The 26,560-nt window shown below is 51.7% G+C and carries 20 protein-coding genes; 10 read left to right on the forward strand and 10 right to left on the reverse strand.

Annotated features, from left to right (window positions below; genetic code table 11):
• Nucleotides 1–62: 62 nt before the first annotated feature.
• From HRI97_RS03660 to HRI97_RS03680, 5 genes are read right to left on the reverse strand one after another with little or no spacing between them, the layout of a single operon-like run.
• Complete coding sequence (locus tag HRI97_RS03660) at nucleotides 63–869, reverse strand: FAD binding domain-containing protein (protein WP_253726650.1); 807 nt, start codon at nucleotides 867–869, stop codon at nucleotides 63–65.
• Entirely contained in the window at nucleotides 859–1,347 is a 489-nt protein-coding gene (locus tag HRI97_RS03665) for a (2Fe-2S)-binding protein (protein WP_180486688.1), read from the reverse strand. Before HRI97_RS03665 ends, HRI97_RS03660 begins: the two co-directional genes overlap by 11 nt.
• Nucleotides 1,344–3,668: a xanthine dehydrogenase family protein molybdopterin-binding subunit gene (locus HRI97_RS03670; protein ID WP_253726652.1), complete on the reverse strand. Its 2,325-nt coding sequence runs from the start codon at nucleotides 3,666–3,668 to the stop codon at nucleotides 1,344–1,346. The genes HRI97_RS03665 and HRI97_RS03670 overlap by 4 nt, the downstream gene beginning before the upstream one ends.
• The gene (locus tag HRI97_RS03675; protein ID WP_253726654.1) at nucleotides 3,661–4,887 is read right to left on the reverse strand and encodes a DegT/DnrJ/EryC1/StrS family aminotransferase; all 1,227 of its coding nucleotides are present in this window, start codon (nucleotides 4,885–4,887) and stop codon (nucleotides 3,661–3,663) included. The genes HRI97_RS03670 and HRI97_RS03675 overlap by 8 nt, the downstream gene beginning before the upstream one ends.
• A complete protein-coding gene (locus HRI97_RS03680; RefSeq protein ID WP_253726656.1) occupies nucleotides 4,880–6,367 on the reverse strand; it encodes a polysaccharide biosynthesis protein in 1,488 nt (495 codons plus the stop codon). Before HRI97_RS03680 ends, HRI97_RS03675 begins: the two co-directional genes overlap by 8 nt.
• A 272-nt stretch (nucleotides 6,368–6,639) precedes the next feature.
• Between HRI97_RS03680 and HRI97_RS03685 the strand changes: the two genes are divergently transcribed.
• Together HRI97_RS03685 and HRI97_RS03690 are read left to right on the forward strand one after the other, a co-directional pair.
• The gene (locus HRI97_RS03685) at nucleotides 6,640–7,167 is read left to right on the forward strand and encodes a hypothetical protein (protein ID WP_180486683.1); all 528 of its coding nucleotides are present in this window, start codon (nucleotides 6,640–6,642) and stop codon (nucleotides 7,165–7,167) included.
• A 19-nt stretch (nucleotides 7,168–7,186) separates the two neighbouring features.
• A complete protein-coding gene (locus HRI97_RS03690) occupies nucleotides 7,187–8,830 on the forward strand; it encodes an SPOR domain-containing protein (RefSeq protein ID WP_253726658.1) in 1,644 nt (547 codons plus the stop codon).
• A gap of 78 nt (nucleotides 8,831–8,908) precedes the next feature.
• Here HRI97_RS03690 and HRI97_RS03695 read toward each other — a convergent pair whose 3' ends face one another.
• Nucleotides 8,909–10,141 (reverse strand): branched-chain amino acid aminotransferase, encoded by a 1,233-nt coding sequence (locus tag HRI97_RS03695; RefSeq protein ID WP_253726660.1) that lies wholly within the window; start codon nucleotides 10,139–10,141, stop codon nucleotides 8,909–8,911.
• 169 nt (nucleotides 10,142–10,310) lie between these two features.
• Between HRI97_RS03695 and HRI97_RS03700 the strand changes: the two genes are divergently transcribed.
• The 8 genes from HRI97_RS03700 to HRI97_RS03735 all read left to right on the forward strand — a co-directional run bounded on the left by HRI97_RS03700 (nucleotide 10,311) and on the right by HRI97_RS03735 (nucleotide 19,789).
• Nucleotides 10,311–11,138, forward strand: a complete 828-nt coding sequence (locus tag HRI97_RS03700; protein ID WP_253726661.1) for an FAD synthetase family protein — start codon at nucleotides 10,311–10,313, stop codon at nucleotides 11,136–11,138.
• A 10-nt stretch (nucleotides 11,139–11,148) separates the two neighbouring features.
• Nucleotides 11,149–11,418, forward strand: coding sequence for a 30S ribosomal protein S15 (gene rpsO / locus HRI97_RS03705; RefSeq protein ID WP_180486678.1), 270 nt, complete (start codon nucleotides 11,149–11,151; stop codon nucleotides 11,416–11,418).
• A gap of 398 nt (nucleotides 11,419–11,816) precedes the next feature.
• Nucleotides 11,817–13,913, forward strand: coding sequence for a polyribonucleotide nucleotidyltransferase (gene pnp / locus HRI97_RS03710; protein WP_253726663.1), 2,097 nt, complete (start codon nucleotides 11,817–11,819; stop codon nucleotides 13,911–13,913).
• A gap of 17 nt (nucleotides 13,914–13,930) precedes the next feature.
• On the forward strand, nucleotides 13,931–14,380 hold the full coding sequence (gene dut, locus HRI97_RS03715) for a dUTP diphosphatase (protein WP_253726665.1): 450 nt from the start codon (nucleotides 13,931–13,933) through the stop codon (nucleotides 14,378–14,380).
• Nucleotides 14,377–15,636 carry an LptF/LptG family permease gene (locus HRI97_RS03720; protein WP_253726667.1) on the forward strand — a complete coding sequence of 420 codons (1,260 nt, stop codon included), beginning with the start codon at nucleotides 14,377–14,379 and terminating at the stop codon, nucleotides 15,634–15,636. Before dut ends, HRI97_RS03720 begins: the two co-directional genes overlap by 4 nt.
• Nucleotides 15,633–16,703, forward strand: coding sequence for an LptF/LptG family permease (locus tag HRI97_RS03725; RefSeq protein ID WP_253726669.1), 1,071 nt, complete (start codon nucleotides 15,633–15,635; stop codon nucleotides 16,701–16,703). The genes HRI97_RS03720 and HRI97_RS03725 overlap by 4 nt, the downstream gene beginning before the upstream one ends.
• 2 nt (nucleotides 16,704–16,705) lie before the next feature.
• Complete coding sequence (tgt, locus tag HRI97_RS03730; protein WP_436411270.1) at nucleotides 16,706–17,839, forward strand: tRNA guanosine(34) transglycosylase Tgt; 1,134 nt, start codon at nucleotides 16,706–16,708, stop codon at nucleotides 17,837–17,839.
• A 420-nt stretch (nucleotides 17,840–18,259) separates the two neighbouring features.
• The gene (locus HRI97_RS03735) at nucleotides 18,260–19,789 is read left to right on the forward strand and encodes a HEAT repeat domain-containing protein (protein WP_253726671.1); all 1,530 of its coding nucleotides are present in this window, start codon (nucleotides 18,260–18,262) and stop codon (nucleotides 19,787–19,789) included.
• Between the two features lie 249 nt (nucleotides 19,790–20,038).
• Here the strand turns inward: HRI97_RS03735 and HRI97_RS03740 are convergent, their stop codons facing one another.
• The 4 genes from HRI97_RS03740 to pta form a co-directional block, all read right to left on the reverse strand.
• Nucleotides 20,039–21,094, reverse strand: coding sequence for a uroporphyrinogen decarboxylase/cobalamine-independent methonine synthase family protein (locus tag HRI97_RS03740; RefSeq protein WP_253726673.1), 1,056 nt, complete (start codon nucleotides 21,092–21,094; stop codon nucleotides 20,039–20,041).
• A 106-nt stretch (nucleotides 21,095–21,200) separates the two neighbouring features.
• Complete coding sequence (locus HRI97_RS03745; RefSeq protein WP_253727282.1) at nucleotides 21,201–23,771, reverse strand: helicase-related protein; 2,571 nt, start codon at nucleotides 23,769–23,771, stop codon at nucleotides 21,201–21,203.
• A complete protein-coding gene (locus HRI97_RS03750; RefSeq protein WP_253726675.1) occupies nucleotides 23,762–25,009 on the reverse strand; it encodes a CapA family protein in 1,248 nt (415 codons plus the stop codon). The genes HRI97_RS03745 and HRI97_RS03750 overlap by 10 nt, the downstream gene beginning before the upstream one ends.
• Nucleotides 25,010–26,041, reverse strand: a complete 1,032-nt coding sequence (gene pta, locus HRI97_RS03755; RefSeq protein WP_253727283.1) for a phosphate acetyltransferase — start codon at nucleotides 26,039–26,041, stop codon at nucleotides 25,010–25,012.
• Between the last annotated feature and the right edge of the window lie 519 nt (nucleotides 26,042–26,560).

Consider the following 26,560-nt stretch of genomic DNA (forward strand, 5'->3'; position numbering starts at 1 on the left):
GACACGCCGTTTCGGCCATGCTTTTTACCGTCTTTAAAATAAGGCATTCGCTTCGTAAGAACTTACGTCAGCTGTTCGAGCGAATAACGCGTCAAATTGATAAACTGCGTCCGCAAAATCGGATTGTACGAAACGTCTTTTGCCGCTTCGTCGAACTGCAAAGCTGCCGTTTCCGTAAAGAGCGCGATGTCTTTAGCTGCAAGCGGCAAGCGCGTTCCGATAAGTCTGTTTTCGAGTTCGATACAGCGGAACGTGACGACACCTGAAAACGCGAGTTTGATATTCGTTATCATGTTTTTTTCGTTGTCCGCAAGAAACGTAAACGAAGCGCTTGACTCGGTGATTTTGCTGTCGGCTCCGAGGCGGCGAAACACCGTTATGTCCCAGTCTCCGAGCGGTATGCGGATATTCGATAAAATCGAACCGTGCGGTATGGCGGTAAAATTGAGGAGCGGTACATAGACGGTATCGAGCGCACTTTTCAATTCAAGCCTTGCGTCGAGGGCGAGAAGCGGGGCGTAAAGCGTCCGCCGTATTCCGCCGGCGCATATATTGCCGCCTATCGTTGCGATATTCCGCACAAAAGGATTTGCTATGCTTTTGACCGATTCGGTAAGCGCTTCGGGGATGCGCGCGCTCGCAAGCGATAGAATATCGGAAAGTGCGACGGCCGGTCCGCAATCGAGATAGCGTTCGTGCATCGTTATGGAAGCGAGCTCCGGGATGCCGTGAACGGAAATCGCTTTTTGCGGCATGCGCTCAAGGGACGTGCAGCCGCCGACGACTTCGAGACCCGATACCGATGTGAGTTGATAGAACAATTCGGCTATCGTCTTTGCAAAGAAAAACGTGTGATCGCTATTTTGCATTTTTTTGCGCTCCCATGCGCTGCACTTTAAAGTCGAAGGCGTAGAGTATGCCGTCGATGAGCATGTCGGTATTCGTACAGCACGGCGAAAGATGCGAAACCTGTTCCGCGATCATCTTTCTCGCGGGCTTTACGGCGGTATTCAAAACAGTCCGTGCCGCAAATATCTTCCCCGCATTGCAATAGCCGCACAAGCGTATGCCGGCTTTATTGAATCCCTTTGCGATATCGCCGTAATCTTCTGTTTTCGTAAAAGCGTCGAGCGTCACGATGTCGGCATCCCGTGCGAGGGCGACGGGAACGATGCAGCTCGGAACGGCTTTGCCGTTGAGACAGACGGTACATGCGCCGCATACGCCTTCGCCGCAGCCGCACTTTGCCGAAAGCCGTCCGTTTCTCCTCAATACGTTTATTAATTTTTCGTACGGAAAAGCTTCGAGTACGGTTTTTTTACCGTCGAGCGTCACAGGTATTTTCATGCGTTTTCTCCGGAAAGATTTTGCGTTTTAGGATGCATCGTTTCGGCGTTATACGGCAATTCGCGTATGCAAAAGCCGAGCGCCTGTGAAAGAGCTGCCGAAAAGGCCGCCGGTATAATACTGTGTACGAGATTTCCGATTTGAGACGGAGGAGAGTCCGACTGCACGAACGAAATGTGTACGCTGTCGCACAAAATCGATTCTCCTTTGACAAGCTGCGCGAGTTCCTGTTGGATCGCGATGCGGATCGTATTTTCGGCGGCATGCAGTTCGAGTACTTGTCCGCAATCGATCGTTATCCAAATTCCTTTGATGTGCTCTTTATACGTGTAGGGATCGAGTTCGATTTCGACGACGGCGCATCCGAACGAAGCCGTATAAAAGGGTATGCCCGAAAAATTTTCTTTGTTCCACAGCTTTTTGATTGCGGGCGGAAGACCTTTTTTTGCGGTGATCGGGAGAGACGCCTTTGCCGCTTTCTTTTTTTCGAGTTCGGTGCAGCACTGATGCAAAAGCTGCGTCGTGATGCTCAAACTGCCGTAGATGCTGCTCGGCGTCGGCAAATCGCTTCCGCCCTGTTCTTCAGGCGATATCGATACGGCGGAGGACGGTACTTTGAGCAGGGTTGATACGAGCTTTATCCAAATATCCGAAATCGCCGCGGACGGGACGGGAGAGTGAATCGTCACCGTTCCGTCTTCTTCGAGCGTCACCGATACCTTTTGCTTTTCCGTAACGAGATCGTTGTTCAGATAGCCCGAACCGCCGAAGGCGCAAGCCATGCCGATACCGCGTATGGGGAGGGCAAAAAACGTATCGGGCGAATCGGACTTTTCGGCCGCATCGATTTTAAATGCGGCGTATTTGCGATTGTAATCGCTCATTTTGACGGCATGCGCGATTACCCCGTCCGCTTTTCCCGTGCGGAACGTAAAGGGCATCGAGTTCTCTTTGGAAGACGAGCGCATATTTTTTATGCGGAGTTCGGGCGGCAGCATGTTGAGGCGTTCGGCTATTTGCTGTACGTGATTTTCGATTGCGAAAAAAGCCTGCGCGTCGATAATGTCGGCGAACACGGATGTCGGAGAAGACGGAGAGGTTCGGGCTTTCACGCTTATTGAAATATTCGGGATATCGTATGCGCCGCACGAAGCGATTGCGAGGCGGTCGACGATTTCCTGAGCGAAGGGATTGCAGTATCCGACGTCGGCTTCGATCGAAATCTTCGTTGCCGATATGTCGCCCTCTTTTGAAACGGCGCTTTCGCACGTGACGGAAGCGGCGACTCCGGGCTTCATAAAAGTTTTGTGTTCTTCGCGGGAGAGTGAAAGTTTTACCGGCTTTCCCGTCAAATATGAGGCCAGAGAAGCTTGGATGACGAGCGTCGCGTTCCGCCACATACCGTTCGCATCGTGCCCCGACGTGTTCGTTCCCTTTATGACGATACGGTCTTCTGCGATTTTGAGCGATGCGGAAAGAGCGCTTTTAAGATAGAGCGGCCACTGCGTCGGTGCAAAAACCGTGAGTGTGCCGTTTTCCATAAAACAAAACGCGCCGTTCGTTTCGGGCCACGACGGCTGTACGGTATTTTGCACCCATGTACCCGACACGATATAATCGGCATTTTTGAACAGTGCTTTCGCTTTGTCTTCCGAGAGAAAACAGCCCGTTTTCACCGTGCGTTCGGCAACGATTTCGCTTATCTGTACCGTACGTTCTTCGACAAGGGCTTCGCTCTCTCCTTCGCTCGTCTTCGCCGTACGCTCCGTGACGGCTTCTTCCGTTTTTTCGCTCGCATCGGAGCCGGTCTGTGTGAGCGCAACGGACGTATCCGCCGGATCGTCGATGTGCATCGCTCGGGCGATTTTTAAAAGCTTTTTCGATTCGCTCTTTTCTTTCGGCAGCGTCACCGCAGGCAGCGCATAACCCTTTGCGACCGAGCGCAGCGCCGATTCGACCGTCGCGCTGTCGAACTCTATTTCGATTTTGCTCGTGAGCTCGTACACCGTCTCTTCGTCCGGCCCGACGATGATACCGACGGGCTCTCCGAAATACGAAACGCGCTCGGTACAGAATACCGGAGTGTCGGATGCGAGCGTGCGCATCGCGTTTTTTCCGGGAATGTCGCGCGCGGTAAAAAACGCGTAGCCTTCGGGAAGATCGGGAACGGATATGCCGACGATCGTACCCGACGACACGGGACCTCTCACGAGCGCGCCGTAGAGCATGTCGGGTTTCGTGCAATCGGTGTAGTATTCGTGGACGACGAGCGGCTCTTTTTTTCCTTTTTTGTCGCTTTTCTTTTTCGCTTTGTCAGGCATGGTGTGCCGCTCCTATGGATAAAACCGCTTCGATGACGCTGTCCGTCATATCGCTTGTCATGCCGGGCCACAGCGGAATCGAAATCGTCGATGCGAAACGCTTTTGCGCATTCGGAAAATGTTCTGCACGGAATTCGGGATATAATTTTTTCCAGTACGTAAAATGAAAGAGGGGTATAAAGTGCACCGAAATGCCGATGCCGCGCGACTGCAGTTCTTTTGCAAAGTCGTCGCGGGAAATCGTGAGCGCATCCGGTTTTATGCGCATGAGATAGAGATGCCATGCGTTTCCCTCTCCGTCGGGCGGGACTTCGATAAAGTCGAGTTTTGAAAACGCATCGTCGTATTTTTTTGCAACAGCTTTCCGCGCTTCCAAAAACGCGCGGGCTTTTTTCAACTGTTCGATGCCGATCGCGGCGAGGATATCGGGTAAATTGAATTTCCAGCCGCATTCGGCGATATCGTATTCCCACGAAGCGCGGGGGGACGTATAGCGATCCCATGCGGCTCTGTCCATGCCGTGCATACGCATGAGCGCGATGCGCTTTGCAAGCTCTTCATCGCGCACGCATACCATACCGCCTTCGCCCGTCGTTATGGTCTTTGTCGCATAAAACGAAAATACACCCGCATCCCCGATCGTACCCGCGTAACCGAGCTTTGTCGGAGAAGGGAAGGAGTGCGCCGCATCTTCTATGACGCGGACATCGTACGCTTTTGCAAGGGCGCATATTTTTTCCATACGGCACACGTTTCCGGCGATGTGTACCGGCACGATCGCTTTTACTCGCTTTCCCTTTTCACTTTTCAATACGGCTTCGATGTTTTGCACGTCGATATTGTAGGAATCTTTTTCGATGTCGGCAAAAAACACGTCCGCTCCCAAATGCCGCGCGCATGCGGCGGTCGATACGAAAGTATAGGGCGTCGTGATCACGGCGCTTCCCTTTGTAACGCCGCATGCATCCATCGCGAGGATCATACCGCTCGTATTGCTGTTTACGGCAAAGCTTTGGACGTTCCGCACATCGAGTGAAAGCGCTTCTCTTGCGTCCCGTACATCGCTTCCTACAGCGTTCATCATGTCGGAAAAATCGCTTTCAAAACGCAGCGCGTATTTTCCCGTCGTAAGCCAGCCGTTTTTAAGCACTTCGAGCACCGCCCGCTCTTCTTCGATGCCTATAGCGGGGCGGGAAAAAGGAACGTGTATGTCAGCCACGGTTTGCCTCCGCGTAAAAGGCTTTGAGAGAGGGGACGTCGTCCGAAAGCACCGCAAGCAGATAATTTTTATTGCGATATTTTTCTTCTTCACCCGAAGTGCGGAAGCACACGGGATGGAGTTTTTCAAGGAGAGAGCGCAAGTGCGCTTCGGCATACGGCGTGTTTTTCAAACGCATGATTTTTTTGTACGAAGTTTTTTGCGCTTCTTCTTCGGGAAGCCGTAAGGGTTCGATGGCCCGCTCTCCTTTTCTCGCTCCGGTAAATACGATGTCGATGTCTTTGTACGGTTCGAAACCGCTGAAACGGATGATCTGTTCGGCGAGCTCCGTTATCTTTACGGGCTGCCCCATATCGAGGAGGTAGGACGAACCGTTTTCGCCGACGCCGCCCGTACGCAAGACGAGGGAGCACGCTTCGGGTATCGTCATAAAATAGCGTTCCATAGCTTTGTCGGTGACGGTAACGGGGCCTCCGTTTTTAATCTGTTCCATAAAGAGCGGTAAAATGGAACCGCGCGAACCGAGTACATTGCCGAAGCGGACGAACATAAACGATGTTCCGTCCCGCGCTTTATCGGCATAGGAGAGTACGAGTTTTTCGCACAGCATTTTCGATACGCCGTAGACGGAAACGGGACTGACGGCTTTGTCGGTCGAAATGAGTACGAAGCGGCGGACGCCGTGAGCGATGCACGCATCGAGAAGATTTTTCGTGCCGAATACGTTGTTTTCGATTGCGGCGACGGGATTTTCTTCCATGAGCGGAACGTGTTTATAAGCCGCACAGTGAAAGACGACGTCGCATTTCGTATGCGAAACGATGTAGTCGACATAGTCTTTGTCTTTCATGTCGCCGATGATAGGCACGACCGTCGCTTTTTCGCCGACGCCTTCTTTTTGCAAAAGATGCAGTTCGCGGTCTATTTGATAGATGGAATTTTCGCCGTGTCCGAAGAGGTATAAACGCTCGGCTCCTCCCGACAAAAGCTGACGCGAAAGCTCCGAGCCGATGGAACCTCCGGCTCCCGTGATGCACACGCGCTTTCCGCGCAAGTATGAAAGGCTTTCTTTCAGCGAAATCGTTACGGGCGTACGTCCGAGTATGTCCAGCGGATCGATGTCGCGCGCCTGTACCAAATGCGCCGTACCGTTTACGATCTGGCTCACGCTCGGAAGAATTTTGATATGCTTAAAGCCGCCCGATTTGAGCGTTTCGTAAATCTCTTTTATCCGTTCGACGCTTGCGCTCGGAATCGCGATGATCGCTTCGTCGCTGTCGGTACATCGCAGAATTTTTGCGATGTCGGCGACCGGACCGAATATCGGAATGCCGTCGAACTCCTGCCCGATGAGCGATTTGTCGTCGTCGAGAAAGGCTGCGACTTTGCCGAATATTTTTTTGCGCTTGATGTCCGAAGCGATGGAAATGCCTGCAAATCCCGCGCCGATTATGTACAAATGCTTGTCGGATCTGTTCACAGTTTTTTATTATAGCACAGCCGTCCGCGTTTTACAATTCGATAACGCAGCCTGCACAGGCGCAGGCAGGGTACGCGGACGAGTGCATGAACGGAGCGGGCGGAAAACGACGATTTTACATTCGGAAGAGGGGGTAGCGCAAAAGACCGGAGCGCTCTGCGCGAGGACTTTGGAGCGAGGGGGAGACTTCCCCCCTTGTAAAAAAATCTAAACACGCCTTTCTTTTATTCCGATTATAGTAGTGTGAATATGTATAGGTAAGGGAGGAATCCGTGAAAAAAATATCGCTTGCACTGTGTGTTGTGTTTTTCGGCACAGTCTGCTCTTGGGCGACGGAGCTTTCGTTTCAAGTCGTTCAGCACAACGATGCGCTCGATACGGTGAGTGAAGAGACGCTCGTCATCGAAGATCAGATTCTCGATTATTTTTTCAATTTCGGCGATATCGTTACGAACGAACCGGCTCTTGCGGCTGTCGTCGAAGATGCCGAGGGCTTGCGGAAGACGGCGTACGCGATTGCAGCATCGGGCGGCGCCGAATATTTTATACAGCTCAGGCTTTTTTACAGCGGAAAAAGATCGAAGAATTCTGCAAACATATCGCTTAAAAATCTTGTGTACGTGCAGTGGACGATCACGGAGGCGGCAAGCGGTAAAAAGATTGCCGAGGTAAAATCGAAAGTCCGGAAACCCGCGTCGGGCAGAACCGATGTCGAAGGCGTAAAAGAATACGCCGCTTCCGTTGCCGATGCGATAAGAAAAGAGCTGTATAAAGAAATCGATAAAAAATCCAAACGCTGACAAGAGACGGGGATATGCCATGTCGAAAAAAATCAATTTATTTTTCCTGCTGATAAGCTGTCTGCTCTTTACTTCGTTCAGTCCTTCGCTTGACGGCAGGGCTGTCGTCGCCGATCCCGGTGTGCTGCCCGAGGGGTATTTTGCAAAAACCGTCGGTTATCTTCCGGGCGACAGCATTATCGTGTCGAACTTCGCCGCGGGAAAAACGCTCGATATTCTTGTCGTCGGCTCTCTCGACCAATCCGAAGGTGTTGCGATCCTTTTGTCACCTGAAGCGGCCGCGGAACTCGGTATCGTAAAAGATTCGAACGTCATCGTAAAGATCACAAAGCGGAGCGGCGAGCTCGACGAAGCGGTATCGGGAACTGCCGTTATCGCACAAGGGGAGACGCTTCTTTCCGCGGAAGAAAATACGGAAAGCGCTGCGGCAGACAGCGGGGTTAAAGGAACGGACTCGGCTGAAAGTGAAGATAAAAGCGGAGAAGAAACGCCGCCTGTTTCGGGTGATGAGACTTTGATTTCCGAAAGCGCAGATGATGCCGCACCGGCTGAAGCCGACGTTCAAAACGACGAAAGCGAAGTCGATAAGGCGGGAAGCGATGATGCGGAAGCGATTTCCGATGAGCGCGTAACGGACGAACCGGTCGTAACGGAAGCGGAAGGTGAAGAAGGAGAGCGCATTGCTGAGAAAACGGACGCACAAGAGGAAGCTTCCGATGAAGGCGAAGCCGTGCCCGAAACGATAGGTGCGACCGAAGAAGAAGCTTTGCCCGATGAAAAAGTCATCGCAGAGGACGTGCCCGAAGATGTGCGGGAAAAGTCGGAAGCGGCAGCGGAAGATATACCGGCGGAATCGGAGGCGATTTCCGATGAGCGCGTGACGGACGAACCGGTCGTAACGGAAGCCGAATCGGATGAAATGCCCGCTGAGGCGGAAGAAAGGGTGTCTTCCGAAAGCGTACCGTCTGCCGAAAGCGTACCGTCTGCCGAAAGTGTGCCGTCCGCCGAAAGTGTGCCGTCCGCCGAAAGTGTGCCGTCCGCCGAAGCAGCCGATGAAAAGATCGCCGATGTTCCGCCTGAAGAAGAGCGGGATATCGCAGGCGATACGCTGCCTGAAAGCGATAAAGCGCCGGAGGATGAAAAAGGGGGGGCGGAAGAGCTCATCGCAGAACCCGTCGAAAGTGCGCCTCCGGCGGACGATAATTCCTATAAAGCGATCGTGCTTACGGATGCGGACGATTCGGAGAGTAAAACGGAGAGTGCGGCTGAAGCTTCCGCAGAAACCCGCACGACCGAAAGCCTACAAGCCGAATCCGTCAGCGAAAGCGATGTGAGCACCGCACAAAGCACCGTTTCCCCATCGCGCGACTTGGGAAGTGCCGCATCGATAGCGCGCGAATACGGCGTACGTACGGCGGAAAATCTTTCGTCGCTCGACAAAGGAACCTATTACGTGCAGATAGCGGCTTTTTCGGCTCCGTCCAATATCCGCGAAACGCTCGGCAAGTACGGCCGCGATTATCCCGTAACGCTCGTACCTCTCGCATCGGGGGGCGCGACGCAGGTTATGATCGGACCGCTTTCCGTCGACGAATACGCGGTCGTTTTGGAGCGGTTTAAGTTGTACGGTTACAAAGATGCGTTTGTTCGGAAAATCCGCTGATTTCGTGCGGACTGTACATTGATTAATAATTATTAAAAAGCCGCCTCGTCCGAGGCGGTCTTTTTTTATCGATGGCGATTATTTTACTTCGTATATCCAGCCTTTCGGCGCGGGGATGTGTCCCATCTGTATGCCCGTGAGCGTGTCGTACAGTTTTTGGAGCACGGGGCCCATGCCGTTTTCGCAGGCGGAAAAGCGTATGTCCCTGCCGTGATCGTATATGCCGCACACGGGGGAGATGACCGCCGCCGTTCCGCACAAACCGCATTCGGCGAACGATGCAAGCTCCCGCTTATCGATTTTGCGCTCTTCGACGGGGACGTGCAGAATATTTTCCGCGATGTACACGAGCGAGCGGCGAGTGATCGACGGAAGGATCGTGTCGGATTTCGGAGTAACGATTTTGCCGTCGTGCGTAATGAACAGAACATTGGCGCCGCCCGTCTCTTCGATAAACGTGTGTGTCGCGGGATCGAGGTAGATGTTTTCGGCAAATCCGTTTTTATGCGCGTCGACGATGTTGTGCAAACTCATCGCGTAATTGATACCCGCTTTGATATCGCCCGTTCCGCGGGGAGCTGCGCGGTCGGAATCGGAAATGCGTACGGCGATCGATTTGACGCCGCCTTTAAAATACGGGCCGACGGGAGTGACGAAGATGCGGAATTGGTATTCGTCGGCGGGCTTTACGCCGATGACGGGATTCGCACCGAACATATAGGGACGGATGTACAGCGTCGCACCGCTTCCGTAGGGCGGCACGTAGGATTTATTCGCTTTGACGACGGCGAGAACGGCTTCGACGAAGCGTTCTTTCGGAAATACGGGCATTTCGAGCCGCTCGCACGAACGCTCCATACGCTCACCGTTTAAATTCGGTCGGAACGTAACGATGCGGCCGTCTTCGGTCGTGTATGCTTTGAGACCTTCGAAACAGGTCTGTGCATACTGAAGGACACCCGCGCATTCGGAAAGGGAAACCGTATCGTCGGAAACGAGTTTGCCGGCGTTCCATTTGCCGTTTTTGAATTCGGCGACGAAGCGCTTGTCCGTTTTCATGTAGCCGAAGGGGAGATTTGCCCAGTCGATTTTTTTGATCGATTTTTTCGCCGCGGTTTTTGCCGCCGGCTTTTTAACGCTCTTTTTTACCGCTGCGGATTTTTTTGCCGTTTTCTTTTCGAACGTTTTTTTCAAAGCGGTCTTTGCCTGCGCTTTTGCCGTTTTGTTTGCCGCACGCTTTACCGTTTTTGCCGCCGTCGCCTTTTTCATACCGGCCTTTGCCGGTTTTTTTACCGCTTTTATCGTTGCCATATCCACGCTCCAAAATGCACCGCAGCTTTGCCGCTGCGGACGTGTTAATAAAAATTAATATATTCTAACGCGCACGGATATTTTTTTCAATACGTATATCTGCAGTACATTATCTGTCCGTATCTTTTTTGCGCGACATTTTTTTTGAAATGTGATAGAGTATGCCGTCATGATACGTTTTACGTGGGAAGAGATCGAAAGCATTGTCGCAGGAAAAACTGCGCTTCCCGACGTGTTTGCGCGCGGTACGGCGCTCACGGTCGGAAACTTCGACGGCCCTCATATCGGGCACGATTCGCTGTTCGCCCTCGTCAGGGCGGAAGCGAAAAAAGACGATCTTACCCCCGGCGTCGTCGCGTTTAAGCAATCGCTCGGTGCTTTCAAATCCGAGGGATTTTACGAAGGCGATCTTTCGACGCTCGCACAGCGGCTTTCGGTCATCGAAGCGAGGGGCATGGCGTTCGCGATAGTCATTGACTTTTCCGATAAATTCGGTAAAATGGATGGACACAGTTTTTTATCGATGCTTGTGCGCGGCTGCGGCATGAAATTCATTGCGGAAGGCTGGGATTTTCGCTGCGGTTACCGCGGTGCGTACGGCATGAAGGAAATCCGCGCGTTTTCACGTAAAAGCGGCATCGTTTCGGAGTTTCCGGAGCCGACGCTGTATGAGGGAGAGCGTGTAAGCTCTTCGCTTATCCGCATGCGCGTTTTCAAAGGCGACATCCGTTCGGCCGAAGCCATGCTCGGCAGAAAATACGCGCTCGACTGTTCCACTTCCGTTTGGAAAAGGGACGGAGGCGCGCTTACGGCGGAACGCAGCGCTTTTGTGCAAGTGCTGCCCGAACACGGTACTTACGGCGTTCGCGTCATAACCGACGGATGCGTTTCGGAAGCCCGCTTTACGGCAAAATCTCATATCCTTTGCCTTGAGAATTTGCAAAAAGACGTGCGGCATATAAAGGCTGTAGAATTTATAAGAACGATAAAAGAATAGGAGTATACGAATGGCACTCTCGAAAGAAGCGGCATCCGCCGTTATCGCAAAATACGGTGCGAACGAACACGACACCGGCAACACAAAAGTGCAGGTCGCCCTGCTCACCGAACGCATCCAGCAGCTCACGGAGCACGAACGCGCTTTTCCGAAAGATAAAAGCGCAAAGCGCGCGCTGCTGAAAATCGTCGGCGCGAGGAGAAAGCTCTTGAAATATTTCGAGCGGACGAATCTCGAAGCGTACCGCTCTCTTATCAAAGAGCTCGGTATCCGTAAATAACGCAAGCAAAAAAGCCTGCATGACCGCTTGCTCCGGCGGCGCAGGCTTTTTTTATAGCATCGATCGGTTATTGATTTCAATTTCGGTCATTTTATGCGTCGATTGAATTTTGAAAATAAGCCGAATTGTGCGGATGCGGAATTCCGACCGTATGCCGTCCATTATGAATTTTATTAATTATTAATTTCGGAAAAGAACGACAAAGAATTGAGAACGGTAAAACGAAACGTTGAAATAGCGCGTCTCGTTTTACTTCGAGTTTTCTTTTGAAAACTCGTGATATACGTGTGCGCCGCTCGAAACTTCGCGCTTACGCGCTTGTTGCGAGTCCCGCGCACGAATGCGACATCTTCGGAAGTTGACACTTCCTGCAATGCCGCATTTTTAGGAAGGACAAGATGGTACAAAGAGTAACTGTGAGAGTCGGAGACGCCGACTTGATTTTGGAAACGGGAAGAATCGGCAAACAGGCAAACGGCTGCGTATTCGCTCAGTGGGGCGGAGCGGCGGTCATTGCGACGGTGTGCGCATCGCACGATGCGGTTGAGGGTATGGATTACGTTCCGGTCACCGTCGATTACAACGAGAAATTTTACGCTGCGGGAAAGATACCCGGCGGCTTTGTAAAGCGGGAAGGGCGGCCGAAAGATAAAGAGATTCTCGTCTCGCGCCTTATCGACCGGCCGATGCGGCCGCTGTTCGAAATGGCGTTCGGACGCGAAATTCAAATCGTGCCGACCTGCGTTTCCGCCGACGGCGTTCATACGCAGGATATCATTGCGGTTATCGCGGCGAGCGCCGCGGTGACGATTTCGGACATTCCGTTTCACGGACCCGTTGCCGCCTGCCGCGTCGCATATTTGAACGGCGAATACGTCGTCAACCCGACGTTTGCGCAAATCGAAAAGGCCGATTTGGAAATCGTCGTCGCGGGTACAGCCGAAGGCTTTACGATGGTCGAAGGCGGCGCGAACGAAGCGTCGGAAGACGTGATGCTCGGCGCGCTCGAAAAAGCGCAGGGCTTTATCACGGAGATGTGCCGCCTGCAGGAAGAGCTGCAAAAATTGTGCGGTAAAGAAAAGCTCCCGCTCGCGCCTCTTTCGGTGACGCTTGAAAATGCGGAAGCGATCGAAGCCGAAGCGACGCCGCTCATGAAAGAAGCGTGTTTCCGCGACGGCAAAATGGAGCGGAGCGCCGCAGTCAAAGCGGTCAAAAATAAAATCGCCGAAAAATACGCCGAACAGCTTTCGGACGAAGTGCAGAAAAAGCTCTTCGGCGCGCTCATGGACGATATTCAATATAAGCTGCTGCGTAAAGCGATTCTCGACGAAGGCGTGCGCATAGACGGACGCAAGTGCGACGAAATCCGTCCGATCACGTGCGAAATCAACGTGCTGCCGCGTCCGCACGGTTCGGCACTCTTTACGCGCGGCGAAACGCAGTCGCTCGCGGTAACGACGCTCGGTACGACGCTCGACGAACAGGCGTACGACGATATCGACGGAAACAGAAGCGAACACTTTATCCTGCACTACAATTTCCCGCCGTATTCGGTCGGAGAAGTCGGCAGGCTTATGACCGGCCGCCGCGAAATCGGACACGGAAACCTCGCCCGCCGCTCGCTCGCGCCGATGGTGCCGGGCAGAGACGAATTCCCGTATACGATCCGCGTCGTTTCGGAAATCATGGAATCGAACGGCTCGTCATCACAAGCGTCTACTTGCGGCGGTTGTCTTTCTCTGCTTGCCGCCGGTGTGCCGATGAAAAAGATGGTCGCGGGCGTCGCGATGGGGCTCATCACCGATGGACCGAAATACGAAAAGTATAAAATCCTTTCCGATATCCTCGGCGAAGAAGATCACTTGGGCGATATGGATTTTAAAGTCGCGGGAACAAAAGACGGCATCACCGGTTTCCAGATGGACATAAAGATTGCGGGCGTTTCGACCGAAATCATGCGCGAAGCTCTCGCACAGGCAAAAGCCGGCCGCTTGCATATTTTGTCGATTATGGAAAAAACGATCGATAAGCCGCAGCCGATCAGCCGCTATGCGCCGAAGATTATTTCCATGAAAATCCCCGTCGATAAAATCGGTGCGCTCATCGGACCGGGCGGAAAAAATATCAAAGCGCTCTGTGCCGACTACGACGTTACGATCAATACCGACGACGACGGAACGGTTACGATTTACGGAAAGACGGGTACTGCCGCCGAAGAAGCGAAAAAAGCCGTCAAAGGCATCACCGAAGATCCGGAACCGGGAACGATCTACAACGGAACCGTCAAGCGCATTATGGACTTCGGCGCCTTCGTCGAAATTCTTCCGGGAAAAGAAGGGCTTTGCCATATTTCAAAGCTTTCGCATTCCCGCGTCGAAAAAGTTACCGATGTGCTGAAAGAAGGCCAGCAGATTCCCGTAAAGCTGCTCGAAGTCGATAAGATGGGACGGCTGAACCTTTCGTACATAGACGCGCTCGACGAACAGGCGAAATAACGAACGAGGAAAGAGTCGTGATAAAACCGGTCGCCGTTGCGTGTACCGCGCTTCCGGGCGCTCTTCTTCCCGAATACAAAACGGAAGGAGCTGCGGGCGCGGATATATCCGCGTTTCTCCCGTCTCCCGTAACGATAGAGCGCGGCGCCTTTGCGCTCATCCCGACGGGCTTATGCTTTGCAATTCCCGAAGGCTTTGAAGCGCAAGTGAGGCCGCGTTCGGGGCTTGCGGCGAAGTCCGGCGTTACGGTTTTAAATGCGCCCGGTACGATCGACAGCGACTACCGCGGCGAAGTGAAAGTCATCCTCGTCAATTTCGGAGAAAAACCCTTTGTCGTGCAAAACGGCGACCGCATCGCGCAAATCGTTATTGCATCCGTTACGCAGGCGAATTTCGTCAAAGCGGATTTTCTCGATAAAACCGTACGCGGGGAGGGCGGCTTCGGTTCTACCGGAGTGAACGTATGAAGCGCGGGGGCGCCGATTCGGGCGGCTCGTATTGCGCCGCACTTCGCAGGTATTTTTCCGCGTTTCGAAGGTATCTTTCCGTCTTGAAAAATCGTTTTACCGATTGTGCGCAATCCGTTCGGACAAAGCTTTTCGGCGCTTCTCTCCGCCCTCACGTTCTTACGCGCTATCTCGTGCGCGAGCTTTTGCTGTATTTTTCCGTCGCATTTTTATTTTTCTTTACGATTTTTTTCGTCAATCAGATTTTACTCATCGCGGAAAATATTTTAAGGCAGGGCGCTCCCGTGTGGGACGTCGTAAAGCTTATGACCTACAGTCTTCCGTTTATCGTCGCGCAGTCTTCCCCCTTTGCCACTCTCGTCGGCTTTCTCATGTGTTTGGGACGATTTATGAGCGACAACGAAATTATTATTTTCAGAGCGTCGGGCTTCAGCTACGCTCACATTTTGACTCCGGTGCTCGTCATGGGGCTCGCTATTTCGATCGCGTCCTTTTTCGTAAACGATTATCTTTTGCCGCTCGGCACGATCCGCTACAACCGTCTGCGCCGTATGATTTTGTCGTCGAACCCCGCCGTCGCCCTCGCCTCTCATTCGGTAAAGCGGCTCAACACGGCGACGCTCGTTACCGGAGATGTTTCCGACACGAAAGTTTCCGACCTCGTCATCATCGATACGGGAAGCGACGGAAAAATGCGAATCATCTCTGCCGGAGAGTCGGAACTGAAATCGGTGCGCAAAGAGGGTGTGCTCATGCAGCTTACGATGACCGATGCCCTCGCGCTTTTTTTTAACACGGGTTCGTTTTCCGATTACGACCGGCTTGCATCGGATACGGTGACGTTCAATCTTTTTGAAAGCGCTTTTTTCAGCGACGGCGGAAACACGAGTCCGCGCGAAATGACGTCTTACGATTTGGGAAGGGCGCTGCGCGATATGAAAAAAAACGCCGATACCGATAAACGCACGCTCAACAACTATACGCTCGAATACAATAAAAAATTTTCGCTGCCGTTCGGCTCTTTCTTTTTCGCGCTCCTCGCGCTGCCGCTTGCGTTTTTGTTCGGCAGACAAAACGGACAGACGATAGGCATGATCGTCGGAATCATCATCAGCTTTTTGTATTGGACGATGATGATACTCGGACAGTATGCGTCGAGCAGAAACGGCTTTAACGGATTTTGGAGCATGTGGATTCCGAATATCGTGACGGGCGCGGCGGGGGCGGCGTTTTATATCGCGCTGAAAAAGCGATGATGCTCGTAAAATATTTATTTAAACGGTTTTTACCCGTCTTTTTAGGCGCCGTATTTTTTTCGGCGATCGTTTTAAATCTCGTCGATCTTTTGATGAACTTGTGGCGCTATATTCAAAATCAAGTGCCGGCTTCCGTCGTGTTTAAAATTATGGCGCTCTACACGCCGAAAACGATTTGGTACGCCGTCCCCATGGGTATCCTCTTCGCTTCATCGTATACGCTGAGCGCCCTCTATGCGAATAACGAGCTTACGGCAATTTTTGCGTCGGGCGTCTCGCTTTTTCGTTTTACAGCTCCGCTTTTGCTTTTGTCGCTCGTTTTGAGTTTCGCCCTGTTTTTTCTCGACGACGCGCTCGCCGTCACTACCTATGCGCAAAAGCAAAAGCTGCAAAGCACCGTTTTAAATCAGGAAAAAACGCTCGATAACGATGTGATAGTCATCCTCGCCGAAGGGGGCAATCTCATCTATAAGGCCGCCGTCTACGACGATGCGCAAAAGCGGCTTTACGATCTGTATTGTATTTTTCGAGGCGACGATAAAAAACTTGAAGCCGTCATTCACGCCGATTCCGCGCTGTGGGATACGGATCGCTGGAGACTGCAAAACGCGGTGCAGTTTTCGCTTGCAGGCGGGACGGTTACGCGCAGTGTTCCCGACGACGCTTTTACTTCCCGCCTCACAGAGCCTTTTGAAACGTTTCGGAACAACGTCGTTTCGGTCGAAGAGGTTACGGTGCGCGAAGCGAAAGAATATATCGAACACTTGATGCGGACGGGGCTGCCGTTCGGAGAAGCGCTTTCGCTGTACTACAAAAAGTTCGCGTTTCCGTTTATCGTGTTTATCGTCGTCTTCCTTTCAATCGGCCTTTCCGGGCGATCGAGAAAAAACGTCATGCTCATAAGTCTCGCGCTTTCGATAGGAGCTGCGGTTTTGTTTTACGTGACGCAGATGATTACGATGCTCCTTGCAAAGTTCGGCTATATAACCGCCTTTTCCGGAGCGTGGTTTCCGGTTATCCTGTTTATCATAGCGAGCGCTCTCCTTTTGCGCTTTACGAGGACATAAAAGTGAATATTTTTGAAGTGCACCATACGAGTTCCGACGGCTCGGCGCGGACGGGGCTGTTGACGCTGCCGCACGGCACTGTCCGAACTCCCGTCTTTATGCCGGTCGGAACGAATGCGACGGTCAAAGCCGTGTCGAAAGAATCGCTCGAAGAGATCGGCTTTGAAATCATCCTCGCCAATACCTACCACCTCTTTTTGCGCCCCGGTCCCGATTTGATAAAAGAAGCTGGCGGGCTGCACGGCTTTTCGAAGTGGCAAAAAAATTTTCTCACCGATTCGGGCGGTTTCCAAGTGTTTTCGCTCGCAAAGCTTCGGAAGATCGGCGCTGAAGGCGTTTCGTTCCAAAGTCACATCGACGGTTCGCGGCACTTTTTTACTCCCGAAAACGTCGTTGAAACGCAGGCGAAATTCAACAGCGATATTCAAATGCAGCTCGACGTGTGCACGGGCTGGAATGAAGGCAGAAAAGAAGCCGAGCGCGCTCTGGTGATTACGACGGATTGGGCGAAGCGGGCGCTTTCGGAGTGGAAGCGGGAGACCGAGCGCGGCTATCGCGGTTTTCTCTTTCCGATCGTTCAGGGTAATTTTTTTGAAGATCTCCGCAAAGAAAGCGCTCTCTTCGTTTCGTCTCTCGATACGGCGGGCATCGCGATCGGCGGTCTTTCCGTCGGAGAACCCGCTGAAGAGTTCGTGCGCTTTTTGCAGTATACGGTGCAATACTTACCCGAAGCGAAACCGAAATACGTTATGGGAATCGGTACGCCCGAATACATACTCGAAGCGGTCGCCTCCGGCATCGATATGTTCGACTGCGTGCTTCCGACGCGCAACGCGCGCAACGGTTCGTACTTTACGCACGACGGTATGCTGTCGATAAAACAGGAACGCTTTGCGCACGATTTTTCTCCGATAGATGCCGAGTGCACGTGCAAAGTGTGCCGCACCTATTCCCGCGCCTATCTCCGTCACCTCTTCAAAGAGCAGGAAATACTCAGCGCGATGCTTTCATCGTATCACAATCTCTATTTTCTTCACGCGATGATGGGTGAAATCCGTAACGCAATCGAAGAGAACAGGTTTTTAGAGTATAAGCGCGATTTTCTTGCGCGATTCGGCGCCGGAACCATCCGATAGGTCGAATGGCGAGTTTGGAAAGTATCAGCTAATAGCGCTGTGTTTACGGCGAGAACTTCGTTCGCTGCGCTCACTACCGAGTTTGCTCTGCAAACTCGCCGTGTATGCCGCGGTCGAGCTTTTAGGGTGGGCTTTCATGAGTCTAACGCTCGAAACGGCACGCAGCCGGAACCTCGCCGTAAACATAATTTTATTTATTTTCCAAACTCGCCATTCCGTTGGTGAACGAAACGGATGGAAAAGGGGCTGTCTCAAAAGTCGGTTACTTTTTCGACAGCCCGTCGAGTTTAAAATTAAGTCTTTATATTGCAAGGACTTAATTTTAAACATCGCATATAAAATCAAGGGGCTGTCCAAAAACTGAAGTTTTTGGACAGCCCCTTGAACCAAATAATATGATCGACGGATCGAGGATTGTCTATGAAGATACACTATGCCACAGTTGCTCTGACTTTTTTTGTACTGCAGCCCTTTTGCCGTGTTCCCGCCGGCAAAAGCGCTTCGGTTTTTGCCCAAAGCGCTTCGTCCGCTTCTGCGCAAAACGCGTCGGCGCAAAGCGCGGCACCGGTCGGAACTTCGATCGGAGGGGTTTCTCAAATCAAAAAAGCCGTCACGATACCTCAAGCGAAGCGCCCTGCAGCTCCCGATAAAGAAAAGAGCGAAAAAGCCGCTCTTTCCGATAAAAGCCCAGACACCGTAAAAGAATATCGCGATACGTTCCGCTACGGCGTGTCGCCCGAAATCACGTCGCTTTTGCAAAAGTGCATCGACAACGACGATCCCCGCTTTTCGGACGACGCGTACGATTTATTTCATACGACGCGCTCTTCGCAAGTGCGTGAAAAAATTCTCGAATATTTTACGCATCTGAAAGATCCGTGTTTGGAAGATTATGCCGTCGGCGTTTTGGACGATCCCTACGATACGAAAAACACTACGGTCGAAGCGGTGTTCCGCTACGTTTCCGCGGTAAAGTGCAAAGAAGCGCTTCCGGCAGTTCTCGCCCTTTTGGATACGGACAGCGACGCGTATTTTCAAGCCGCGCTTACGACGATCGGAGAGATCGGCGGGCCGGAAGAAGCGCAGTACCTTGCAGGCTATATCGACCGCGATGATTTGACCGTGCCTCAAAAACAAGCGCTCGCTCGCGTGCTCGGAAAACTGCATGCAACTGAAACGTGGGCGAAGCTCGTTTCGATTGCGCAAAATGAAGACGAAAACGCTTTTGTGCGTATGTACGCGGCGGAAGCGATCGGCGCGATGCAAAAGAGCGAATCGATTCCTATCCTTGCCGAACTCTACGAATCATCCGACCCGAATTTCCGCCAGTACGTCATCAAAGGCTTGTCGTACTATCCCGAAAGCGGAGAGGCAAAAGAAGTCATCATGCAGGGCATCCGCGACGAACACTATAAAGTGAGACTCGAAGCGATAGCCGCGGTAAAAAAACTCAAACTTACCGAAGCGTCTCCGTACCTCGTCTACCGTGCAAAAAACGATAAAGAAAAAGTCGTCAAAACCGCGTGCTACGATGCGCTCGCTTCCCTCGGCACAAAAGACGGAAACGGCTGCCTCATAGAGATCGTCTCCGATCCGAAGTCCGGCGATACTGCAAAGGCGGACGCGGCGAAAGCGCTCGTTTCTCAAGGCTCGGTCGGTGAAAAAGAGATACTCGCCCTCGCCGGAGCAACGCTCAAAGACGATAAGCGAAAGCAGCTCCGCTACGCGCTCGGAAAACTGTTCGCAAAGTACGCGAGAGCGGGCTATGCGGATATCTGCCGCGATTTTTTGCTTTCAAAAGATGCGGCGACGGTGAGCCTCGGTCTCGATATGTATGCGAAAGCGAAATACGCTTCGGCCGCCGCCGTCGTCTCCTCTCTTGCGAACGATAAAAAATCGGGAGCGAACGGAGAACGTGCTCGGAAGATTCTCGGCATGAGCGAACAGTAGGGGCGGCCGGCGTGCGCGTGCTACAGGGGCAAGCGATTGACTTGAACTTGATTGTTGCTGGGGTAATTGGCCTCATCGATGAGGCGATAGTAAGAGCGGCTTTCCGATGTTACGATTCGGTATTGCCGATTATGTGTACAGGTATGCAAGGGCTGTCCAAAAACTTCAGCCTTTGGACAGTTTCCCTTTTTTGATAAGCTCCGTTATTTTTTTGCTGTAGTTTTCGGACAGCTTTTTTACTATGCGATATTATTTTTTGCTGTATTTTTCGGCGTAACGTCTTACTTCGTCAAGTCGTTTGTATCCTACCTGCGGAGGAATAGTGCAATCGGCTCCGATAATGACGCCGACGGTTCCGACATCCGCTATGAGCTGCTTTACGCGATTTTCGATTTCGGTATCGGGGCCGATATCGAGCAGCGTGCCTTTGCTGTTGGGAAAGCCGCCTAAAACGCAAGCGCCGCCGAAATATTTTTTCCCTTCCGAAAGCGACATTTTTTCCGCGTGTATCGACCAGTTGTATACTTTGGCTTTGTAGTCGGTATAGAATGATAAATTGTTTGTCGTACTTCCGTAACCGCATATATGCAAAATATTGTTATCCCATAACGTATTTATTTTATGTAAAACTTGGAGATCCGATTTTTCCACGTAATGCTTGTGGAAGTTTATATCGACTTGCTTTGCCTGTACGCTTTGCACGCTGTAATAGATACCGTCGACGGCGGTATTCCGTTTGATTTTATCGGCGAGAACTTCGAGGTCTTTCGCGATTTCCAAAGAAGCTGCGAGCATCGCATCGGGGTCTTCGATAAACAACTCGGCAAATAATTCGGGGCGCTTTTTGTAGCACTCGGTATATAAGCGGATATAATTGAGCGGGGCGAAGATATTGTAAAAGGCTGCGATTTCTCCGTTGAAATGTTTGAGAATTTCGTTGAGCATATCGACTTGCTTATCGTACCACGGAGAAGACATACCTATCGATTTGATTTTTTTTATGTCGTCGATAGTGTTGATATCGTTTTCCATGATCGACGGATGCCCGAAAAAACCGTCGGACATAACCTTTGCCATATCGGGCTTGAGATCGTCATACATTTTTTTCGTGCCGTCGATCGTCGCTTGAATGATTCCGTCATCCATGAGTCCGCGGAATTGCCGGTATTCGTCGGCGAAGTGCCACCAAAATCCTACGGGGACGCGCTCGACGGCTTTGTTGTCAAACGCATCCAAAATCAGTTTTCGCTTTGCTTTCATCTCTGCGTGTGTGTTCTCTCTCGATTGAGCCTCATTGCAAGTCATTGTTTGTACCTCCGTAGCAGTATAATTATTAATTGTTCGGGAATATTCTTTCCTGCAATCCATCATAACCCGAACGGAGCGTTTTGTAAATTGCGGTACGGATGCCTCAGCTTTCGTACAGCGAGTGGAGGGCGCGGTATACGCGGTTCGCTTTTTCTTTTTGCGCTTCGGTAAAGTCGGCGTTTACGTCGTCGCTTAACAATTCGAGCGATGAAAGGCTTTCGTTGAGCGCTGTGGTAAAGCCGCGCGATACTTTAAACCAATAGGTGCCGTTACCGTCGGTAAAGAGGCACACGAAGCCGTACTCTTTGCTCTTTTGTTTTGCGACCGCCACGCCCAGCACGATGTCGAGCGCATCGGAAAGGCGCGCGGACGCACCTTCGTCGGCGAGGCTTATGTTGAGCTTTTTGTCGAATTTATTTTCCGGCATCGGAGAAAGCGAAATCGATTTTGCAAGCTTTAAAGCAAGTTCGAGCTTTTCGCCGTCGAGGAGCGTATAGCCGTTTTCGAAGAGTATTTTGCAGCGGAGCCCTCCGACCTGTTTTACAAGGCTTTCGTCGGTTTCGCTTTTTGCCGCCTTTATAAAATTTTCGTAGGGCAGGAGCGCGGTTTTTTTGCCTTTGATTTTTTTCAGTTCGAACGTTTTCCCGCCGAACGAAATATACTCTTCGTCTTTTATCGCTTTAATAATTTTTTTCGCTTTTTCGTTTTCGTCTTTCGCCTTTTGTTTCGGGGGAATGATATCTGTTTCACGCGCTTTGCTTTTCCGCGTGCATTTTTTTTCAAGTTTTTCGCGCAGTGAGGGATCGATCGCGTCGAGCAGTGTCCTCGTCAAGGGAGAGACGCTCATGGCAAACATGCGCGATGTGCGCACGATTTCCCCTGCGACGATGTACAGCGGATCGGTTCGGAACATACTGCTTCCCGGATGGATACAGATGTGTTCGGTTGTCAGCGTTTTGTAATTGTCTTTCCCTTCGCGCACGCACACGAACTGCATCATACCCGCGGCTATGCAGCACAGATAATCGCTCATCGCTCCTCCTCCGGTGATCGGGATCTGCATGTCGGCGACGATCTGCGAAAGCTGTATGTCTATGTTTTCGATTTCCGCCATAACGCGTTCGTCAAGAAAACTGTTTTTGCAAAAGCGCGCTTTATTCGAAGCGCCGCGGTACGCGCGGAAGATGTGCAGGTAGGAAACGAAGTCGCCCTGTACGTCGCGGAACGCGTGATGCGCACGACGCGCTTCCATCTCTTCTCCGGGAGGAAGCACGAACGGCGAGTTTGTCGAAAGAAAAGAGGCTGCGACGAGCGCTTCTTCGAGAACGGAGGGATATTTCATGATCGCTTCGACGATGATGCGGCTTATCCTCGGTTCGAGCGGAAATTCGACCATAAGTTTTCCGATCGAAGAGAGCGTATTGTCTTTCGTTATCGCTTTCAGCATAACGAGCGTATCGACCGCGCCTGCGATTCCTTCGCGGGAAGGCGGGGAGAGGAAATTGAAATCGTAAAAATTCGTAATACCGAGTTCGGCCATGCGCAAAACGACTTCGCTCAAATCGGTGCGGTAGATCTCTTCGGTCGTATACATTTCACGCGTTTCGTAATCTTTGCGCGGATAGAGGCGGTAACAGGTTCCGGGGCACGTGCGTCCCGCCCTTCCTTTGCGCTGATTGCACGACGCTTTTGAAACGGGCGTTTCGACGAGGCTCGACGTGTACGTATGCGGATTGTAAAAATTGAGCTTTGCCAGTCCCGAATCGATGACGGTCGTGATGTCGCTTATCGTGACGGACGTTTCGGCGATATTCGTGGAAATTATTATTTTCTTTTTCCCGAACGGGGGAGGGGCGAAAACGCGCTCCTGCTCTTCTTTCGGAAGCCTGCCGTAGAGCGGCAGCGTGTGGATTTTCCGAGCGAAGGGCGAACGGTCGAGGCGGAAAAGGCAGTCTTTAATAATTTTTTCTCCCGGCAAAAAAATCAAGATACCGCCGTCGATTCTGTTGTCGAGGACGCGCCCGACCGTGTTTTCGATTTTCGTCAAAAGCGCGTCGCACGCGGCGTCCGATACGGTGCTTGCGGAGACGGCCGGCGGATCGTAAACGAGGGTGACGGGAAAGGTAACCGTATCGATCGTGACGATGGGGCATCCGTCGAAGTAGGACGAAAAGGCTTCGGCGTTCATCGTCGCCGACGAAACGATGACTTTGAAATCTTTGCGTTCGGCCAAAACGCGTTTTAACAATCCGAGTACGAAGTCGATGTTCAAACTGCGCTCGTGCGCTTCGTCTACCATAACGACCGAATACTTCGACATCCACGGGTCGAGCTTCATCTCCTGCAGCAAAATGCCGTCGGTCATTATTTTAATCCTCGTCGTCGCGTCGGTTTTATCTTCGAAGCGCATTTTGTATCCGACGAGTCCGGGGTAGCTTGTGCCGAGCTGCTTTGCAATGAATTCGCTTACGGAAAGGGCGGCGATCCGTCTCGGCTGCGTCACCGCGACGACACCCGTTTCGGCGTAACCCGCTTCGTAAAGGATGACCGGGATCTGCGTCGTTTTACCGCTGCCGGTCGGGCTCTGCACGACGATCACTTGGTTGTGTGCGAGCGTGTCCAAAATGCGCCGCTTTTGTTCGTATACCGGAAGCGATTTATAGTCTATAGCCATGTTTTTCGTACCCGTGTGTTTTCCATGACGGTTTTCCGCGCGGCGATATAGCGCATCCAATCGATCCGTTCCGCATCTCGTAAATAATCGATAAAATCGTCGTCGAGATATTTTATGACGAATTGATATGCCGTCGTGATATAGGTCGTTATGTAGTGCGCTTCCGTTTCGTGCAGGATTGCAATGCCGCCTTCTTCTTTTTTATAATAGAGCACTTTGTATAAAAGCCCGTCGCCCGTATATTCGTGCGGTGCATCGGGCGTATCGAAGGCGGGTTTATAGCGCTGAGCGCTTATCGTATTGCCGTTCGCGTAAAGTATGAGCTTCGAAAAACGCCGCTCCGATTTTTTTCCGATAAACTCGCGTTCCTGTACGACGTGCGGGTGATTCGCCCAAATGATGTCGGCTCCGCAGTCGAGCAGTTTGTAATAATACGCGCGCTGCGAAGCGGAGACGCTTCGGATGTATTCAGGGACGTTTGCGTGAATCGAAAGGATAAAAATATCGCACGGGTTTTCCGCTCTGATTTGCCGTATGCGGTTTTCCAACGCTTCCCGCGCTGCCGGCGGCACGTAGTCCATATATTCGGTATATTTTTTTTCATTCAGCAATTCCGTTACCGCGCAAAAGATGATCGTCCATCCGTTTTTTTTAATAATTTTATATCCGATCGCTTCTCCGCCCGATTCTTTCAATCCCGAAAAAAAGACTTCACGCTCTTTGCCCTTGTATATCTTCTCCGTTTTTTCCGCCCACTCGCGCGTATGCTTTATGCCCGAGAGTCCCTGATCGTTCGAATGATTGTTTACGAGAGAAAAGACGTTGAAGCCCGCGCTGATCGCAGCTTCCGGATATTCGTGGTGCATATTGAAACGCGGATAGGTTGCATAGGGGATGCTGTCATCGACGGGAGCTTCGATATTCGCAAACGAAAAATCGCACGAGCGGGCGAGAGGTGCGATATCTTTCCAGATGAGTGAATAATCGCTCATCGAATAGTTCGGCTTATGCGCCATGATATCGCCTGCGAACAAAAGCGTAAGGTTGTGCTGCAGCGTCTCGGATGCTTTTTTTTCGCTTTCAAGCGAAGATGTCCCATTTTCTTCGTTTAAAACGGAAACGCTTTGTCCGCTCGGCGTTTGAGGCGCTTCCGTTTCGGCCCCTTGCTTCGGAACAGCTTTACACGAAGCGAGGACGATGATGAAAAAAAGCAGGTGAAAACTGTTCCGACTCTTCATTTATGCGGCGCTTCCCGCCTGTACGAGTGTGATCGCCGCCGTTATGACGATATCGTCGACCGAACAGCCGCGTGAAAGATCGCTTATCGGCTTGGCAAATCCCTGCAGGATCGGGCCGTACGCATCCGCATGGGCGAGGCGCTGCACGAGTTTATAGCCGATATTTCCGGCCGAAAGGTTCGGGAATACGATCGTATTCACTTTGCCTTTGACAGGAGAGCCGGGAGCTTTTTTGTCGGTGACGGACGGGATAAGAGCCGCATCCGCCTGCAGCTCTCCGTCGAGTAAAAGAGAAGGCGCTTTTGCGTGCGCTTTTTGCACCGCTTCCTGCACCGTGAGGACGGAAGGCTGAGCGCCGCCCGAACCCTTTGTCGAAAAGGAAAGGAGTGCGATGCACGGATCGCAGCCCAAAAGCGCTTTGCACGATTTTCCCGCCGCGACTGCGATGTCGGAAAGCTGTTCGGCATCCGGTTCGGGGACGACCGCGCAGTCGGAAAAAATCATCAAGCCCTTATAGCCCCACGCCGAATCGTGCATATCCATGACGAAGCACGAAGATGCCGTTTTGCTTTCCGTGCCGATAACTTTTAATCCTGCGCGGAGGAGGGCTGCCGTCGACGAGCGCGCGCCGCTTACCATAGCGTCGGCATAACCTTTTCTCACCATCATCGCACCGAAGCTCAAATAATCGGAAAGCATATACGCTTTTCCCGCCGCAGCGTCGCTCACTTCGGGAAGATTCGTCTTTTTATTGATTTTTCCCTGCCTGAGTTCAAAATAGGTTTGACCGAAATCGTCGAGCCACGGAGAGGATACAGGGTCGATGATGTCGATGCCTGCGAGCGAAACTTTAAGCGCCTGTGCCGCGCTTTCGATTTTTTCGCGGGAGCCGAGCAGGATCACTTTTTTTGCGATTTTTTTGGCGACAATCTTCGCGGCGGCTTTGATCGTGCGCTCTTCATCGCCTTCGGGAAGCACGAGCGACTTTTGATACGCTTTCGCCTTTTTGATCATTTCCGCGGTAAAATCGATACCGCTCTTTGCCGCATTTTTTTTCGCTGCCGGTTTTACGGCGGCTTTTGCCTGTACCGCTTTTTTTGCGACGGATTTTTTAGCGGAAAGTTTTTTTACCGTTTTTTTTACGGTCGCTTTTTTTTCAGCCGTCTTTTTTGCCGTTTTCGAAGCGGTTTTTTTAACAGCCGATTTTTTTGCCGCTTTACCGGCGCTTGTCTTTTTTACCGCCGTTTTTTTTACGGCGGATTTTTTCACAACAGCCATATTTCATCCTCCATACGCCCTTACAGCAAAGAGCGTCGCTTCGGTTTTGCCACAATTGATCGAATGTACGATGTGTACGCTTTTATAATAAACCCTCGTAGATAAAATAGCAAGGGATAGTCAATTTTGTTAATAAGGGGAGGGGATTGTCGGTGGTAACCTTATCAGAAATGTACGTCCCAAAAAAGAACGTATGATTAAATGAGAAAAGGCGGAACGCGAGGCAGCGGCACTGTCGCCGAGCCGCTCAGACCGATGGCAAGCAAACTTTTT

The organism is Treponema socranskii subsp. buccale (assembly GCF_024181585.1).
Taxonomy (GTDB): domain Bacteria; phylum Spirochaetota; class Spirochaetia; order Treponematales; family Treponemataceae; genus Treponema_D; species Treponema_D buccale.

Coding starts and splice junctions, on each gene's coding strand:
- HRI97_RS03660 (WP_253726650.1), bottom strand. CDS start 869: ATGCAAAATAGCGATCACACGTTTTTCTTTGCAAAGACGATAGCCGAA.
- HRI97_RS03665 (WP_180486688.1), bottom strand. CDS start 1,347: ATGAAAATACCTGTGACGCTCGACGGTAAAAAAACCGTACTCGAAGCT.
- HRI97_RS03670 (WP_253726652.1), bottom strand. CDS start 3,668: ATGCCTGACAAAGCGAAAAAGAAAAGCGACAAAAAAGGAAAAAAAGAG.
- HRI97_RS03690 (WP_253726658.1), top strand. CDS start 7,187: ATGTCGAAAAAAATCAATTTATTTTTCCTGCTGATAAGCTGTCTGCTC.
- HRI97_RS03695 (WP_253726660.1), bottom strand. CDS start 10,141: ATGGCAACGATAAAAGCGGTAAAAAAACCGGCAAAGGCCGGTATGAAA.
- HRI97_RS03700 (WP_253726661.1), top strand. CDS start 10,311: ATGATACGTTTTACGTGGGAAGAGATCGAAAGCATTGTCGCAGGAAAA.
- rpsO (WP_180486678.1), top strand. CDS start 11,149: ATGGCACTCTCGAAAGAAGCGGCATCCGCCGTTATCGCAAAATACGGT.
- pnp (WP_253726663.1), top strand. CDS start 11,817: ATGGTACAAAGAGTAACTGTGAGAGTCGGAGACGCCGACTTGATTTTG.
- HRI97_RS03720 (WP_253726667.1), top strand. CDS start 14,377: ATGAAGCGCGGGGGCGCCGATTCGGGCGGCTCGTATTGCGCCGCACTT.
- HRI97_RS03725 (WP_253726669.1), top strand. CDS start 15,633: ATGATGCTCGTAAAATATTTATTTAAACGGTTTTTACCCGTCTTTTTA.
- HRI97_RS03735 (WP_253726671.1), top strand. CDS start 18,260: ATGAAGATACACTATGCCACAGTTGCTCTGACTTTTTTTGTACTGCAG.
- HRI97_RS03740 (WP_253726673.1), bottom strand. CDS start 21,094: ATGACTTGCAATGAGGCTCAATCGAGAGAGAACACACACGCAGAGATG.
- HRI97_RS03745 (WP_253727282.1), bottom strand. CDS start 23,771: ATGGCTATAGACTATAAATCGCTTCCGGTATACGAACAAAAGCGGCGC.
- HRI97_RS03750 (WP_253726675.1), bottom strand. CDS start 25,009: ATGAAGAGTCGGAACAGTTTTCACCTGCTTTTTTTCATCATCGTCCTC.